The organism is Haloferax sp. Atlit-12N, from assembly GCF_003383095.1.
Classification (GTDB): domain Archaea; phylum Halobacteriota; class Halobacteria; order Halobacteriales; family Haloferacaceae; genus Haloferax.
On record NZ_PSYW01000003.1, the window covers coordinates 109,680 to 124,166 of the forward strand.

Annotated in this window: 11 protein-coding genes; 6 read left to right on the top strand and 5 right to left on the bottom strand. The window is 65.5% G+C overall.

Features of this window, described 5'->3' with window-relative positions; genetic code table 11:
• Positions 1–173 precede the first annotated feature (173 nt).
• Both C5B90_RS14895 and C5B90_RS14900 read right to left on the bottom strand, forming a co-directional pair.
• Complete coding sequence (locus C5B90_RS14895) at positions 174–1,238, bottom strand: TrmB family transcriptional regulator (protein WP_115805515.1); 1,065 nt, start codon at positions 1,236–1,238, stop codon at positions 174–176.
• A 113-nt stretch (positions 1,239–1,351) separates the two neighbouring features.
• A complete protein-coding gene (locus tag C5B90_RS14900) occupies positions 1,352–3,361 on the bottom strand; it encodes a glycoside hydrolase family 15 protein (RefSeq protein WP_199517516.1) in 2,010 nt (669 codons plus the stop codon).
• 97 nt (positions 3,362–3,458) lie between these two features.
• On the opposite strand from C5B90_RS14900, the gene C5B90_RS14905 reads away from it, so the two are divergent.
• The 4 genes from C5B90_RS14905 (at position 3,459) to C5B90_RS14920 (ending at position 8,181) form a co-directional block, all read left to right on the top strand.
• Entirely contained in the window at positions 3,459–4,946 is a 1,488-nt protein-coding gene (locus tag C5B90_RS14905; protein WP_115882713.1) for an extracellular solute-binding protein, read from the top strand.
• 63 nt (positions 4,947–5,009) lie between these two features.
• Positions 5,010–6,002 carry a carbohydrate ABC transporter permease gene (locus C5B90_RS14910; RefSeq protein WP_115882715.1) on the top strand — a complete coding sequence of 331 codons (993 nt, stop codon included), beginning with the start codon at positions 5,010–5,012 and terminating at the stop codon, positions 6,000–6,002.
• On the top strand, positions 6,002–7,000 hold the full coding sequence (locus C5B90_RS14915) for a carbohydrate ABC transporter permease (RefSeq protein ID WP_115882717.1): 999 nt from the start codon (positions 6,002–6,004) through the stop codon (positions 6,998–7,000). The genes C5B90_RS14910 and C5B90_RS14915 overlap by 1 nt, the downstream gene beginning before the upstream one ends.
• 2 nt (positions 7,001–7,002) lie before the next feature.
• Complete coding sequence (locus C5B90_RS14920) at positions 7,003–8,181, top strand: ABC transporter ATP-binding protein (RefSeq protein ID WP_115882719.1); 1,179 nt, start codon at positions 7,003–7,005, stop codon at positions 8,179–8,181.
• An 81-nt stretch (positions 8,182–8,262) separates the two neighbouring features.
• Here the strand turns inward: C5B90_RS14920 and C5B90_RS14925 are convergent, their stop codons facing one another.
• The 3 genes from C5B90_RS14925 to C5B90_RS14935 all read right to left on the bottom strand — a co-directional run bounded on the left by C5B90_RS14925 (position 8,263) and on the right by C5B90_RS14935 (position 11,829).
• Positions 8,263–9,273, bottom strand: a complete 1,011-nt coding sequence (locus tag C5B90_RS14925; RefSeq protein WP_115882721.1) for a zinc ribbon domain-containing protein — start codon at positions 9,271–9,273, stop codon at positions 8,263–8,265.
• Positions 9,274–9,392: 119 nt separating this feature from the next.
• Entirely contained in the window at positions 9,393–10,649 is a 1,257-nt protein-coding gene (locus C5B90_RS14930) for a PQQ-binding-like beta-propeller repeat protein (protein WP_115882723.1), read from the bottom strand.
• Positions 10,639–11,829 carry a PQQ-binding-like beta-propeller repeat protein gene (locus tag C5B90_RS14935; protein ID WP_115882725.1) on the bottom strand — a complete coding sequence of 397 codons (1,191 nt, stop codon included), beginning with the start codon at positions 11,827–11,829 and terminating at the stop codon, positions 10,639–10,641. The genes C5B90_RS14930 and C5B90_RS14935 overlap by 11 nt, the downstream gene beginning before the upstream one ends.
• A 127-nt stretch (positions 11,830–11,956) precedes the next feature.
• Here C5B90_RS14935 and C5B90_RS14940 point away from each other — a divergent pair, with 127 nt between their 5' ends.
• Both C5B90_RS14940 and C5B90_RS14945 read left to right on the top strand, forming a co-directional pair.
• Positions 11,957–13,246 (top strand): PQQ-like beta-propeller repeat protein, encoded by a 1,290-nt coding sequence (locus tag C5B90_RS14940; RefSeq protein ID WP_115882727.1) that lies wholly within the window; start codon positions 11,957–11,959, stop codon positions 13,244–13,246.
• A complete protein-coding gene (locus tag C5B90_RS14945) occupies positions 13,243–14,466 on the top strand; it encodes a PQQ-binding-like beta-propeller repeat protein (RefSeq protein WP_115882729.1) in 1,224 nt (407 codons plus the stop codon). The genes C5B90_RS14940 and C5B90_RS14945 overlap by 4 nt, the downstream gene beginning before the upstream one ends.
• The last annotated feature ends 21 nt before the right edge of the window (positions 14,467–14,487 follow it).

The window sequence follows — 14,487 nt, forward strand, 5'->3', positions numbered from 1 at the left end:
AGTAGCCGGCGTCAAAGCTCCATCCTGAAGCGTGAGCCAGTTTTGGATGCAAAGCGGCGTTCGCGCTACTCGAGTGACGTCGAAGGCGGTTGGGGCGACCCGACCGGGAGGAAAGCAGCGGCGGCCCACGCACGACAGTCCATCGCGACTGGTCGGTAAGCAAGTGCAGAAAACTAATCCGATTCCGCATCGCTGACCGACCGAAAGACGACGCGCCGGGCCTCGAAATCTTCCAAGAACGCCTTCGAGCCACCGACCGTAAACGTGTCGTCAGACGTCTCAACCACGAACGATTCCTGGGTCGGAAAGTCGTTCGAGAAGGGCCGAACGAGGCTCTGTTTCACCGCCACGATCGTCCCAGTGGTCGTCTCGAACGCCGCGTTGCTCTGGGTGGGGCGGATGTCCATCTCGGCCGTGACGACAGCTCCGTCCATCAGATGTAGCGTCGCGTCGAACACCGCGTGACGGAAGCTCGTGAATGTCGCCGGCAGTTGGCTTTTCGACCCGACGTGCACCTGCTCGCCCATCGGCCAGTAGTTGGCGATAAACGAGTCAAACAACGAGGACACGATGTGCTCCTCAGCGTGGTAGATGGCGTACTCATCGGAGTTCGAGTTCAGTATCGCATCTGCCGAGGCGATGATACCGTCACCCCGGTCAACGGTAAGCGTCACTGGTGCCGGGGCGCTCCACGTCTGGATGATACTCGCGGTCGCACCGTCGATCGAACTCGTGCCGTCGTACTCCGTGACGAGAAGCATACAAAATACTCCCCGACTCTGCGCCTCTCTGAGAGAGTCCTCGACCCGATGAAGAACCGATGCGGGAAGTGCGAGAACGAGTTCCGATTCAGCGGCGTCGATCAGCTTGTTGAGCTGAGCGAGTATCGTCCGTCGGGATTTGATGATACTGAACTTCTGCTGTTCGTAGCTCTCGGAGTCAAACAGGTCCTCTAACTGGGACTCGACGGTCTGTAGTTGGGAAACGAGATTGTCGATGCCCTCTGCGGGCGGAATCGCTCGTAACTGCGTCGGTTGGACGTGGTCGTCGATTTCGATGAGATCGCGCTCCTCGAGTTTTCCGACGATATCGTACGCGTAACTCTTAGAGATGTCAGCCTCTTCGGAGACGACACGGATTGTCGTCGCCCCGTTACGGAGTATCGTCACGTATGCTCGCGACTCCTTGTCCGAGAGCCCGATCCTCATGAGGCTGTCCACCACCTCGTCTTCCACCATACCAAAGAGTTCGGCCAAGGCGGGGGATAAATCTTAGTATGAGAGTACAGACAGGGTGCTGTCCGGCGCGTGACTGCCTCGAACCCGTTGTTCGAATGTAGCTGTAGCTACCCCTACTCGGTGCGGGTACCTCGAGTGACACGGGACGCGTGCGTTGCCAGTCGAATGGCGTGGGACCAACCCAACGGCGTCGCGCTGTCCGGCGCGCCGGTGTCGAAGAACTGCTCTGGGAGATACCCCGATGGAAGGCACAGACTGCCATCGAGGTCAATTTCGTCGAACAACCGGTCCGCCCACTTCTCGGGGTCGTATTCGTCGGTCGACGAGAAGAGTCGGATCGACTTCTCGGCCGCGTACGCGCCCCAGCCAGTCGAGACGGTCCAAACCTTCTCGCTTTCCTGCCCCCGCCGCCGCCACGTATCGTCCTCGAATCGCGTGAGTCCGGAGATGTCGCCGGTCTCTTTCCAGAGCCTGGAGAACGCGGTGTGGAGATGGCGTTCGAGCCGCCGCAATCGCGTTTCGCCGATGTCCTCGATGTCCCGATAGGCGAGATGGGCGTCGACGAGTGAGAAGGTAGTGCTGTCGACTCGGTCGTCCAAGTCACCGTCCCCGTCATCTAATCGGAGCGCGTAGATACCCTCGTCGGGGGCCCATGCCATATCGAGCGCGTCGAAGACCTGCGTTGCCCGCGTAGCTGCGCGCTCTCTGGTGGTTGCATCGCACGTGACGGCCGCAATCGTACTGTAGGCCTGAACGAACTTCGCGGCGGTGTGCGTGAAACGGCCATTCGTATTCTCCCACGCGTTTTCGCATACCGTCGGAAAGCAATCGTCTTCCAGCGAGCTGTCGAGCCCATCGACTCCCGACTGTAATGCGCTCTCGATGGCCTCGACGGTGACGTTTCGGAGCGACTGTCGGTATGCCGAGAGGTACTCGGCGAGGAAAACGAGGACGCTCGCAGTCTGGTCGGCTTGGTACTGCGTTTCCGTGCCCTCGATGTGGCCGTTCGCCCAACCCGGCGCGAGCCGGCCGTTCATCGGCCATACTCGGTGGGGCCACCGGCCGTCAGGTAACTGCGTCCGCAAGTAGAACTCGGCGCTCTGTCGGTGTGCTTCGGCTGCGTCGAACCCGAGTGATTCGTCGGCTTCCAAGAGAAACGTCGAAACTTCTCCGTCGTCTCGAAACCACGTGTAACCATAGCCGCCGGAGTACTGGTAGAACGGATCGAAGTCCGGTCCCGCAATTCGGGCCCCAGTCGGTGCGGAGAGTAACTCAAGGACCGAAAGGTCAGTCGCGACGAGCCGATCCGTGACCGTGGGGTACTGTCCGGCCTGCCGGGCCGTCGCGAGGAGCGCGGCTGAATCGCTGTTGGGTCGTCGCGTCCGGGTCGCGACCGCAGAGAGCGCATCCGAGCGCGACTGCGTTTCGATGTCCGACAGCAGGGTGACGAGACTAGTCTCACCATCCTCGAAAGCGACGCGGACTCCAACACCGCCGGTGAGGCGACTCTCCTCGTACTCTTCGGACGCACCGAACTCCGGAAACGACCGCGATTCCGCGGCGAGTATCTCGTCGAACCGCTCGAGTACTTGGGGCGTACACTCCACGAACTCAGTCGAGGTGCCGAGATAGTCGTGCTCTCGGTTGTGATACACCTCGACGGCGTCGTCGTGGACGAGCTGCCCAACGCGCCCATCTCGCCCCTCCGGGCTGATCTCGACGAACCCGGCCAGTTCGATATCTTCGGGTGCACCGTCGCCAAGCTCAAACGCCGTCGTGTGGGCGAGCCCGTCAGTAACGTCGCGTTGTACCACGTCGAATCCGTCGAGACGGTGCGTCGTCTCGACGAGCGACCGACCCGCTCGGTACGTCTGGCTCCCCGTGTCGAACGCATCGAACCACTCGACAGCGTCGCCGACACGGACGCCGAAGCGTGAGGACACGATGCCGCCGAATCCCGAAAGTGGGTACGAGTAGTCTCGGAGCGACCCGGCTGGTGAAACGTGAACGAGGCGTTGGTCCGACCCGCTGAATCTGCCTCGCCGCGTGCGCCGTTCGCCCGGAAATACGTCGGTCGCGTCTTCGTTCTGCTTGTAATCGTCGAGTGACCGTCGGAGTCCCATACACCTACTGGCCACAGAGTTCAGATAAAGTTCTTGTGATATCTCAAAGATAATCCCTAAAGTATAAGTGGCCCTATTTTGATGAACAATTCGGACGATGACAACGAACCCAGAGACGAGCAAGACGACGAAGAGCGTCTCACGACGGCGATTTATCACCGCTGCTGGTGCGACGGGGGCCACAGCGGGCCTCTCCGGCTGTGCGAGTATGTTTGGTAACGGCTCCGACACCGGTGCACAGGTCGGTGAGTCCGAAAGCGGCGGAACGACCGTCGTCTGGGGCTTTGACGCGACTGTTGCACAGGATCACGCGGACCAGCTTCGCACAGCGCTACACGAGAAAGGAGGTCTGTCGGACGACATCCGCGTCGAGTTCCAGCCGGGCCAGCCGGACAGCGGGAAGCGTCGGGCGACGTACAACCGGCTCTTGAGCTCTCAAGAGACGACGCCGGATATGTTCATGATGGACAACGGCTGGGTGAACATCTTCATCCAGCGGGGACAGCTCGCTAACCTCTCGGAGGTTCTCCCCGAGAGCGCGCTTTCCACCATCGAAAACGAGTACTTCGGCGGGTTCACCGAGACGGCCATCGACCCCGCCAGCGGGGACCTGTTCGGTGTTCCGCTGTACCCCGACTACCCGACGATGTTGTACCGGAAAGACCTCGTCGAAGAGGCGGGTTACAACCCGACCGAGGAGAACTGGGCCACCGAGCCGATGACGTGGAAACGGTGGTCGAACATCGCTGCCGAGGCACAGGACGTCTCGGGCGTCGATTACGGCTTTACCACCCAGTGGGACATCTACGTCGGCACCGCCTGTTGTACCTTCAACGAGGTGCTGTCTTCGTGGGGCGGCGCCTACTTCGGTGGTCGTGAGAACCTGTTCGGACCCGTCGGCGAACGCCCCGTCACCGTCGATTCGGACCCGGTGGTCAACTCGTTGAATATGATGCGAAAGTTCGTCCACGACGAGAGCTTCGACGGGAAGTTCAGCGATTACGGCGGTGGCTTCACACCGACGAACATCCTCGGGTGGATCGAAGACAGTTCGCTCGCACCGTTCATCGACGGGAACGCCGTGTTCCACCGCAACTGGCCGTACGCGATTAACCAAGCAGCGTCGGAGTTCGGTGACGACCTCGGGACGATGCCGCTTCCCTACGGTGTCCCCGAAAGCGAGGCGCAGTTCCCCGGAACCGGTGGGTCCACCTCCGCACTCGGTGGCTGGCACATCACTGTCAATCCGAACAGCCAGAAGCTCGACGCTGTCACACAGGTCATCCAAGCGTCGATGCGCGAGGAGTTCCAGCTGTTCCTCCTGGAGATAGAGGGGTGGCTACCGCCGCGGGCGAGCCTGTTTAACTCCGAGACGGCTGCGGAGCTCGAACCGGCCGGCGACTACATGGACACGCTCCGCGTCGCCGGTGAGAACACGATGGCTCGACCGGTTACGGCGGTCTGGAACAACCAATCGAGCAAAATCGCGGAGCAGGCCAATCGCGCGGTCGGACAAGAGGTGACTTCGTCCGACGCGATGGCAACGCTCCAGTCCAGCCTCGAAGAGACTGAGAGAAGCAACTGACGAGCGGAGAGCTCCACACTTACCAGATCAAATCATGAGTCCCACACCTCTCGGAGGGATAGTATGAGCACCGATACGGCTGCGGAACCGGCACGTGAGTCACGGCAGTCGGGGCCAGTCGTTGGCTTCTTGCGGTGGCTGGAGAACCTGAGCGACACGCAGTACGCGTACCTACTGTTGACTCCGGTATTCGTCCTGCTCGGTATCGTGGCTATCTACCCGCTCTTACGGACGTTCGAGCTGTCACTGTACGCCGTCTCGACCGACCTCTCTAGTGTCCGTTTCGTTGGTCTCGACAACTACGTCGCGCTGTTCACCGGGGAGAAAAACCGGTTCCTCCCCGGCGGGACGACGTTTCTCCCGACCGGGCTCGACGCCGCGAGTCTCCTCGATAGCGCCCTCGTAATCACCCTCATCTTCGCCGTAGCCAGCGTATTGTTCGAGACCCTCATCGGACTGGGACAAGCGCTCGTCTTAGATCAAGACTTCTACGGCCGACGGTGGGTCCGTGCGGCGATTATCATTCCGTGGGCCGTCCCAATCGTCATCCAGGGGATGATGTTCTTCTTGATGTTCGACTCGAACGTCGGATTCGCGACGCCGATTCTCGCCGACCTCGGAGTAGTGGCACCGACCAACACACTGAACGACACGGTCAGCGCGACGTTCATCATTATCGTCGCCGACATCTGGAAGACCTCAGCGTTCATGGCGCTACTCATCCTTGCCGGGCTCCAGAGCATCAATCGCAGCCTGTACGACGTGGCCCGTGTCGCCGGGGCGAGCAAGTGGCAGCAGTTCAGATACATCACGCTCCCGCTCATCCTGCCGACCATCGGGGTTGCAGTGTTATTCCGCTCGGTGCAGGCGATGCGCGTGTACGGTATCATCGATACTGTCTCGAGCTGTACCGTAGTCCCCTCGCTCTCCTGCATGGTCGTCTCGACGTTCAACACGCACGAGGGGACGTCTGCCGCCATTGCGTTCGTGACAGCGGCCATCATCGGCGTCGTCGTGATGGGAATCATCCTGTGGCAGGGGGAGGACGCGATATAATGTCCAGCGAAACCGACGGCGCGTCAGACGACACCGGACCGCTCGCACGGTGGGCGCGGAATGCGATCCACAACCCACGTCGCGTGTATCGAGCGTTGTTCTACGTCGCGATGGCGTTTTTCATGGTCACGACAGTGTTCCCGTTCTACTGGTTACTCGTCCTCGCGGTGACACCACAAGAGAATCTACTTTCCGGGAGTTTCCTCCCGACGGTCGACCTGTTCGGCGTCAGCGGCACGTTCCCGCTCCCCGTTCCGAAGGGGTTCAATCCGACCGCGTTCGTTACCGTCTTCGAGCAGATTCCGTTCCATCTGTACGTGCTGAATAGCTTCGTGCTAGCTGCCACGACGACGGTTATCGTCCTCGTCGTCGCGAGCCTCGCAGGCTACGTGTTCGGACGAATCGAGTTCCCCGGGCGCGCGCTGTTGATGCTCGGTATCCTCGCAATCAGTTACTTCCCGCCCGCAGCGTTCGTCATCCCACTGTTTCAGGCGTTCGCCGGCAACGCCCCGATAACGATTCCGTTCGTAGGTGTCCCGCTATTCACACCGCCTCGACTGCTGAACACCCCGGGGTCGATGGTCATGCCGTTCAGCGCGCTGTTCTTGCCGCTGTCGATATTCATCCTCACGACCTTCTACGGGCAGATCCCCGACGGGTTGGAGGATGCGGCACGGGTTGAGGGAACGACCCGACTGGGCGCGCTGTTCCGCGTCATCGTGCCGCTTTCGGCACCCGGCGTGGCGACCGCGGGCGTCCTCACGTTCATCAGCGTCTACAACGAGTACTTTTTCAGCTCGATTATGGCGACCTCACCTGAAGCGTCCAAGTGGTCGCCAATTGTCGGCGGGATTCTCAGCTACCAGACCCAGTACACGACGCAGTACAACCTCATGGCCGCAGCGAGTGTTGTGGGGGTCATCCCCGTCGTCGTCCTCGTCATCATCGCACAGGAACGCATCGTCAGCGGACTGACCGCAGGAGCACTTAAAGAATAACAATGGCACGAGTACGACTCGAACACGTAAGCAAGCACTACGACGACGTAACGGCGGTCGACGACATGAACCTCGACATCGACCACGGCGAATTCATCTGTTTTGTCGGCCCGTCGGGATGTGGGAAGTCGACGACGATGGAAAGTATCGCTGGACTCACGAAGCCGAGTGAGGGCGAAATCCACATCGGCGACCGTGAGGTGACGAACCTCCCGCCGAAGGACCGCGGGGTGGCGATGGTGTTCCAGAACATCGCGCTGTTCCCCCACATGGACGTCTACGACAACATCTCCTTCGGGCTCCGCCTCCGCAACTACGACAAGGAGGAAATCGAGCGCCGCGTCGAGCGCGCCGCCGAAATCGTCCAGTTGCAGGGGATGCTCGAACGCATGCCCGACGAGATGTCCGGCGGGCAGCGACAGCGCGTCGCCATCGCCCGCGCCATCGTCCGTGAGCCCGATGTCTTTCTCATGGACGAGCCGCTGGCGAACCTCGACGCGAAGCTCAAGGTCCACATGCGGACCGAACTCCAGCGGCTACACAAGGAACTGGACACGACCATCATCTACGTCACCCACGACCAAGAGGAAGCAATGACGCTCTCGGACCGTATCGCCGTCCTCGACTCCGGACAGCTCCAGCAGATCGACCCGCCGCTCGTCTGTTACAACGAGCCAGCGAACCTGTTCGTCGCGGGCTTCATCGGCTCGCCCTCGATGAACTTCGCCGAGGCGACGGTCACAGAGGACTCGCTTTCGACGGCGAACTTCTCGCTCGCGTTCGATCCGGCGTCTGTCAAGGCTGTGGACGTGGGCGACGAGGTGACTGTCGGGATTCGTCCCGAAGATATCTATCCCGGCGGAACGCGCGTCGAAGTGGAAGACCCCTCTTCGCTCATCTCCACGCGTGTCGATATTCTCGAACCAATGGGTGACGAGATATTCGCGTACATGCTGTTGGGCGAACGCCGCACATCGATGGATCAATCGAGAACCGATGACCAGCTGCTGATGAGCGTTGAACCCGACTCGACGATTCGAGAAGACACGGACGTCGAAGTCGTGATAGACCGGGGGAACGTCCATCTCTTCGGTACGGCGTCAGGCGACGCACTCGCCCACGGCCTGTCCCCTGTTTCAGCCGAGTTAGAGACCGAGACGGCAACCGACGCAGACGACTGAAACGACCCAACGACGCTCACCGCCGTCGGCGACAAGACGCGGTAACTCTCGGAGAACACCGGAAGTACCGCTCTCTCGACTTCAGTACGGAGCGCCGCAGCTCGGACACATCGGTGGCGCGCCCTCGGGGAGGTCGACGCCGCAGTGGGGGCACTCCCCGTCGGCGTCTGGCGACGTAATCTCCGTGACCGCGTCGTCGGTCGTCGCCCGAACGCCGGCCAGCGACCCAACGCTTTCGACCGGTGACTCCGCGGAGCCCTCCTCCGACGCGGCCCGGAGAAATCGGACCCGTTCGGCGACGAACTCGGCCGCCTCGTCGGATTCCGCGTCGAGCACCGGAGCCAGTACCCGAACCGCCTCGCCGCTCTCGCGGGCCAACAGTCCGAGCGCTTCGGCGGCGCGGCCCCGGACGAAGGCGTTCTCGTCAGCGAGCCGAGCCGAGAGCGCTGCCCGAGCCTCGGCGAGCGAATCCGGCGCGCCGCAGCCGACGACCACCACCGCCGTACAGAGGTGATAGCGGACGAGTTCGTCCCGGTCGTCGAGGTGTTCGGCGAGCGTCGAGACGCGGTGGCGAAGCCGGCCGGGGTCGCCGAGCGCGACGCATTCGAGCGCCTTCGCCAACTTCTGTTTCACCTCGGGTTCGTCGAACGAGAGGCCGACGCGGAGGTCCGCGAGCACCGCCGGTGAGGCGACCGCGTCGGGGTGTTCGAGCGCGACGTAGCCCAGCGCCTCGGCCGACCGGGCGCGGACGTAGTAGAACTCGTCCTCGTCGGCGAGTCGCTCGGCGAGCGACGGAACGGCGGGAGCGACCGCGTCGGGGGCGGCCGACGCGACTGTGACGAGCGCCTTCGCGGTCAGTAGTCGGACGGCGCGGTCGTCGTCAGTGAGAAACGGCGTGACGTCGGGGAGGAACGACTCGAACGCGGTCGGGTGTTCGTCCGCGAGGCGTCGAAGCGCTCGGAGCGCCCGCTTTCGGTCTTCCGGCGACGCCGTCAGGAGTTCCCCGAGAGAGTCGCTCACCGTCTCGTAGGCGCGGGCGTCGACTGACTCGACGAGGCGCTCCAGCGGGGGTGCGTGGCGTGTGTCGTCCATCGGTTCGTGCTCCTCGTTGGCGCAGTATCTCCTCGGCGCACCAATAAGTTGGTGGGTGCGCCGCGCGCCGCCACGACGCCGCGCCGCCACGACGCCGCGCCGCCAGCGCCGAGCGAGACTCAGTCCAGCGGGAACCGCGCGACTGCGCCGTCGTCGACGTACGAGGCGAACACCGACGCCTGCTCGACGCGGAGCGAAAGCCGGCTGTGCGATTCGGACTCGTACGCCCACCGCGTCTCGCCAGTCTCTCGGGCCAAAACCTCGAAGCCACGGTCCCAAGCGGGGACGACACGAGAGCCCGTGACGGCGAGCGAGTCGAGCGACGGAAGTCCGGTCACGGTGTGCCACCGCCGCGTGCCGTCGAGGCCGAAGCAGTCGACTCGGCCGAGAATCCCGCCGTCGGGGTCGTCGACGCGGCTCCCGACGAACACCGCGTCGTCCGTGGCCTCGACCGCCCGAATCTGGTAGCCGGTAGGGTTCGCCCACCGTTTCTCGCCCGTCTCGCGGTCGAACGCGAGCAGTCCCTGACGGCCGTCCGGTCGGTCGCGGGTGAGGTACACCTGCGACCCGAGGACCATCGTGCGCCCGGCGTCGCCGATGGGAGTCCGCCACCGAACGCTCCCGTCGGACGGTTCGTAGGCCACCAACGTTCCGTCCCACACGGCGACGACGAGTCGGGAGTCTGCGGCCACGTTGGGGAGCCACCGCTCAGATTCGGTCTGCCACCGGGTGCTTCCATCCGACGGTGAGAGCGAGACGACGCGCGATTCGGTCTCGTTCACCGGCACGCGAGCCACGACCGAGTCGTCGGTGACACCGTCGAGGAGATACGACGAGACGGCCAGTTCGAAGCGTCGGTCGCCGGTCTGCGGGTCGTAGCCCGTGAGCGTGTTCTCCGGGCCCGCGAAGTCGAGTTCGGCGACGAGCGACTCGGTGCGGACGAGTCGCGCTCGGTGGGCCGTGCCCTCGTCGCGCCACAGTTCGTCGCCCGACGAATCGACGGCGTAGAGGTCGCCATCGGTGCTGTGGACGTGGTATGGGCCGCCGGACGGCGGGGCGACAGGGCGCGTCTCTATCGGGCCGCCCGTCTCGAACCGAAGTTCGGTCGACCCGTCCTCGCGCCGCAGACCGTACAGCGCCTTGTCCTGCATCCCGGCGAGGACGAGCCCGTCGGTGACGGCGAGCGGGCCAGCCATGAACGCGCCGTCGATGTCGCGTCGCCAGACCGGTCGTCTCCCGCCGAGTCCGGGAATCGAACTACAGCCGGCGACGGCGAGCGAACCGACGGCCGCGAGGCCGCCGAGCACCTCGCGACGGGAGACGTTTCGGTCCCGGTTCCCGGTCGAACCCGTCCGCTCCGGGGGCTCACTCGGCATCGAGCACCTCCGGGTCGAGGCGGGCGAGTTGCCACTCCTGTCCGACGTAGACGCCGTCGCCCGCGGCGACGGCCCAGTTCACCGTGCCGCCGTCGTGGTAGCCTTCGAACCGGTAGTCGCCGAGGAGGGTTCCGTCGGTCGCGTGGACGTACAGCACGGTCGGGTCGAACGGGACGGTCCCGCTGTGTCCCCGGACGAGGATGTCCGACCCCACGACGGTCACCAGTCGGTCGCCGACGCGGGTCGGCCCGCAGGTCACGGGGCCGGCCAGTTCGCGCCGCCACAGTCGGGTCCCGGTCTCGGCGTCGAAGGCGTACAGGAAGTAGTCCGCGCCGCCGACGTACACGCGGCCGTCGGAGACGAGCGGCCGGGCGAACACGGTGTTTCGGAGTGACGCGCGCCACCGAATCTCGCCGGTCGCCGCGTCGAGCGCCAGCAGTTCCTCGGTCGCACTCCCGACGAAGACGGTGTCGCCGGCGACTGTCACCGACGACGGCGACGGACCCACGTCGACGCGCCACGATTCGGAGCCATCGGTGGCGAACCGACGGAGCGTTCCGTCGAGGACAGGCGCGACGACGCCGGCATCGGAGCTGTCACCGGCGGATACGAAAGCGGGCGCGCCGGCGAGCGAGGCCGGCAGTTCGGCGCGGAAGCGCCGGTCGCCCTCCTCGCGGGACAGTCCGAGCAGTCGGTCTACCACGTCGTTTTCCGTGCCCGAGATGGGGAAGACGACGGTGTCGTCGGCGACGACAGGTGGATACTGAACGACGCCCGGGTCGGCGCTACCGACGCCCGTCAGCCCGATGTTCCACGCTCGCTCGCCTGCCTCGTAATCGACCGCCGTGGCTCGTCCCGCCTTCGAAAACAGGTACGCATACTGGTCGTCGACGCCGAGCGGCGACCGGTAGCCCTTCCGGCCGGTCACCGCCCAGCGCTCCTCGCCGGTCTCGGGGTCGAGCGCGGACACCATCGGGTCGGCGTGAAACGGGCTCCCGGTTCCGACGAGCAAGGGCCCGGACGACGGGCGCAGGGCGCGGGTCGGAGTTCGCACGCCCGCCGTCCACGCGGTCGGCATCGGGAGCGAGTCGTCGCGGCCCGTGAGGCTCGCACAGCCGGCGAGTCCGGCGGCGAGCGCCGGAATCGTCTTCAGCGCGTCGCGTCGCGAATAGGAGGGCATCAGCGAGGACGTGTGTACCGGCTGATAATACTCCTGTTGGTTTCGACGGCGGTGCGACCGGCCGCGGCCGGCAGGCCCCGAGCGAGGAGCCACGAAGGTTTTTATCCCGCGCCGAGACGGCGGGCGTATGCTCTCCAGACGCGAGGTGCTGGCCGCCGGCGGAGCCGCGCTCGTGAGTGGCCTCGCCGGCTGTGGCGGTTCCCCGCCGACTCCGGACGCGACGTTCGACGCGCCGACGACGGCGTGGCCGACTGCCGGCTACGACCCGCAGGCGACGGGTCACGCACCCGCCGGCCCGACCGAGGGAACCGTCTCGTGGAGCGTCTCGCGGAGCACCGCCGACCCGCCGCTCTACGGCGCGCTCTCCCCGCCGGTCGTCGCCGACGGCACCGTCTACGTCGCCGGGCTCGCTACCCACTACTACAGGCCGGACGACTTCGTGAGCCCGCTGGCCGCAATCGACGCCGCGTCCGGCTCGGTCCGCTGGGTCGAAGGCTTCGCGGACGGACTCGGCGGCAGCCCCGCAGTCGCCGGCGACGGCTCCGGAACCGTCGTCATCGGCGGTTACGACGGCACGCTCCACGCCGTCGGTGCCGACGGGTCAAGCGAGTGGACTGTGGACCTCGGCGGCCGGCTCGGCACGCCGACCGCGTACGGGAACCGGCTATACGTCGAAAGCGGGAGCGGTCGCCTGCACGCCGTCGGAAGCGACGGGAGCCGGCTGTGGGCCGCCGACCGGCCGGGGCCGACGGAGCTCCTCGTCGGACCGGACGAACCGGTCGAAACCACGATGCCCGTCGCCGACGACCGCGGCGTCTACGCCGCCTTCACGCCGTTCGAGCGGGAGCGCGAGGCGGTCGTCGTCCTCGGCTACGACCACGGCGGCGGGCGGCGCTGGCGGACGGTGCTCGACGGGCGGTACGGCCGGTCGCCCAACGGTCTCGCCGTCACCGACGACGCGCTGTACGCGACCGTCGGCGGAACCGTCTACGCGCTGGACCCCGACACCGGCGAGCGACGGTGGCAGTTCGTAACCGGCTCGGCGGTGGCAGGCCCGCCGACGGTCGACGACGAGCGGGTCTACGTCGGCGCGAAGAACCTCTATGCGCTCTCGCGGAGCGAGGGCATCGAACAATGGCGCGTGGTGAACGAAGCGCCGCCGAGCCACGACCGCGACCCGACGGTACTCCCGTATCTCGCTCGTCCCCCCGTCGCCGACGGACGGGTCTACATCCGGACCGGAGCGGTCTCCGCCGCCGACGGGGCGCGGCTGTGGGGCGGCGACGCCGACGAGTGGCTCCGGACCGGGAACTACTTCGCCGAACCGTACTACAGGCGGCCGGTGGCGTCGCCGGTCGTCACCGGGGACGCGATGTATCTGACACACGCGCACCACGGGGTGGTGAAGGTCGCATGACCGACACCGGCAAGCGACCGACTCGGCGACGGTTCTTGGCGAGTCTCGGAAGCGCCGCCGCCGTTGGCGTGGCGGGCTGTCTCGGAACGCGGTCGGAGCACAACCCGACGAACGGGGAGTGCCCCGAGTACGACCCCGTCGAACCGGCGACGACAGACTGGCGCGGGGTGATGGGCCCGGCGACGAACACCGGGGCCGTCGCGGCCGAGGCGGTCCCCGAGGGCGACCTCACCGTCGACTGGACGGCCCCCGTCGAGACCTACGTGGGCCACCACGTTCCGGTCGTCGCCGATGGCACCGTCTACGTCCACGACATGGACGACGAACTCTCCGCGGTCGACGCCGCGACCGGCGAGCGGGTGTGGACCAGACCGCTCACCGACCCCGAACCCGCGCCCGCAGTCGGCGGCGGGACGCTCGTCGTCGTGACCAACGCGGAGACCCACGCGTTCGACGCGGCGACGGGAGACCGGCGCTGGAAGCGAGAAGACCTCGACGGCGACATCTTCGGCGCGAGTCCCATCGTCGCGGGCGACACCGTCTACGTCCAGTCGGGCGTGGCGACCCACGCGTTGGCGCGCTCAACCGGCGAGACCCGCTGGCGGGCCGCGACCGGGTTCCCCTCCGACTCGACGCCCGCGGTGGCCGGCGACACCGTCTACGCCGCCGGCGACGACACCTACGTCCGGGCGCTGGCCGCGGCCGACGGGACGGAGCGCTGGCGCGCGAAGACGAGCTCCCGAATCGCGTGTAACGTCTCGGTGGTCGAGGGTACCGTCCTCGTCGGGACCGGGGCCGGAAGCGTGCTCGGATTCGATGCCGAGACCGGCGAGGAGCGCTGGCGCTACCGGCTCGAACCGAGGAAGACGAGGGACGAACGCCGACCGAGGCAACCCGAGACCATCGCGACCGACGGCAGTCGAGTGTACGTCGCGACCGACGACCGACTGGTCACGCTCGCGCTGGCGGACGGGACCCGCTGTTGGGACAACCGGAGCTACGCCGGGGGCTACGCGAGCGGCATCGCCGTCGGCGCGGGGAAGGTGTTCGTCCCGACGCACGACGACGGAGGCGGCTCGATGACCGTCCTCGACGCCCCGACCGGGAATACGCAACAGGAACTAATCGGAGGCAAACGCCAACGCTTCGACATCGGCCCGAGCGTCGCCGGGGGCGGCGTCTACTTCGCCGGCCGGAGCGCCATCGTTCGGCTGAGTTAGGGCGTTCGTCGTCGGGGTCGG

Bases quoted from the DNA above. Each gene is read 5' to 3' on its own strand.
- C5B90_RS14930 (WP_115882723.1), bottom strand. From the start codon at position 10,649: ATGCCGAGTGAGCCCCCGGAGCGGACGGGTTCGACCGGGAACCGGGAC.
- C5B90_RS14905 (WP_115882713.1), top strand. From the start codon at position 3,459: ATGACAACGAACCCAGAGACGAGCAAGACGACGAAGAGCGTCTCACGA.
- C5B90_RS14895 (WP_115805515.1), bottom strand. From the start codon at position 1,238: ATGGTGGAAGACGAGGTGGTGGACAGCCTCATGAGGATCGGGCTCTCG.
- C5B90_RS14910 (WP_115882715.1), top strand. From the start codon at position 5,010: ATGAGCACCGATACGGCTGCGGAACCGGCACGTGAGTCACGGCAGTCG.
- C5B90_RS14900 (WP_199517516.1), bottom strand. From the start codon at position 3,361: ATGGGACTCCGACGGTCACTCGACGATTACAAGCAGAACGAAGACGCG.
- C5B90_RS14935 (WP_115882725.1), bottom strand. From the start codon at position 11,829: ATGCCCTCCTATTCGCGACGCGACGCGCTGAAGACGATTCCGGCGCTC.
- C5B90_RS14920 (WP_115882719.1), top strand. From the start codon at position 7,003: ATGGCACGAGTACGACTCGAACACGTAAGCAAGCACTACGACGACGTA.
- C5B90_RS14925 (WP_115882721.1), bottom strand. From the start codon at position 9,273: ATGGACGACACACGCCACGCACCCCCGCTGGAGCGCCTCGTCGAGTCA.
- C5B90_RS14915 (WP_115882717.1), top strand. From the start codon at position 6,002: ATGTCCAGCGAAACCGACGGCGCGTCAGACGACACCGGACCGCTCGCA.
- C5B90_RS14940 (WP_115882727.1), top strand. From the start codon at position 11,957: ATGCTCTCCAGACGCGAGGTGCTGGCCGCCGGCGGAGCCGCGCTCGTG.
- C5B90_RS14945 (WP_115882729.1), top strand. From the start codon at position 13,243: ATGACCGACACCGGCAAGCGACCGACTCGGCGACGGTTCTTGGCGAGT.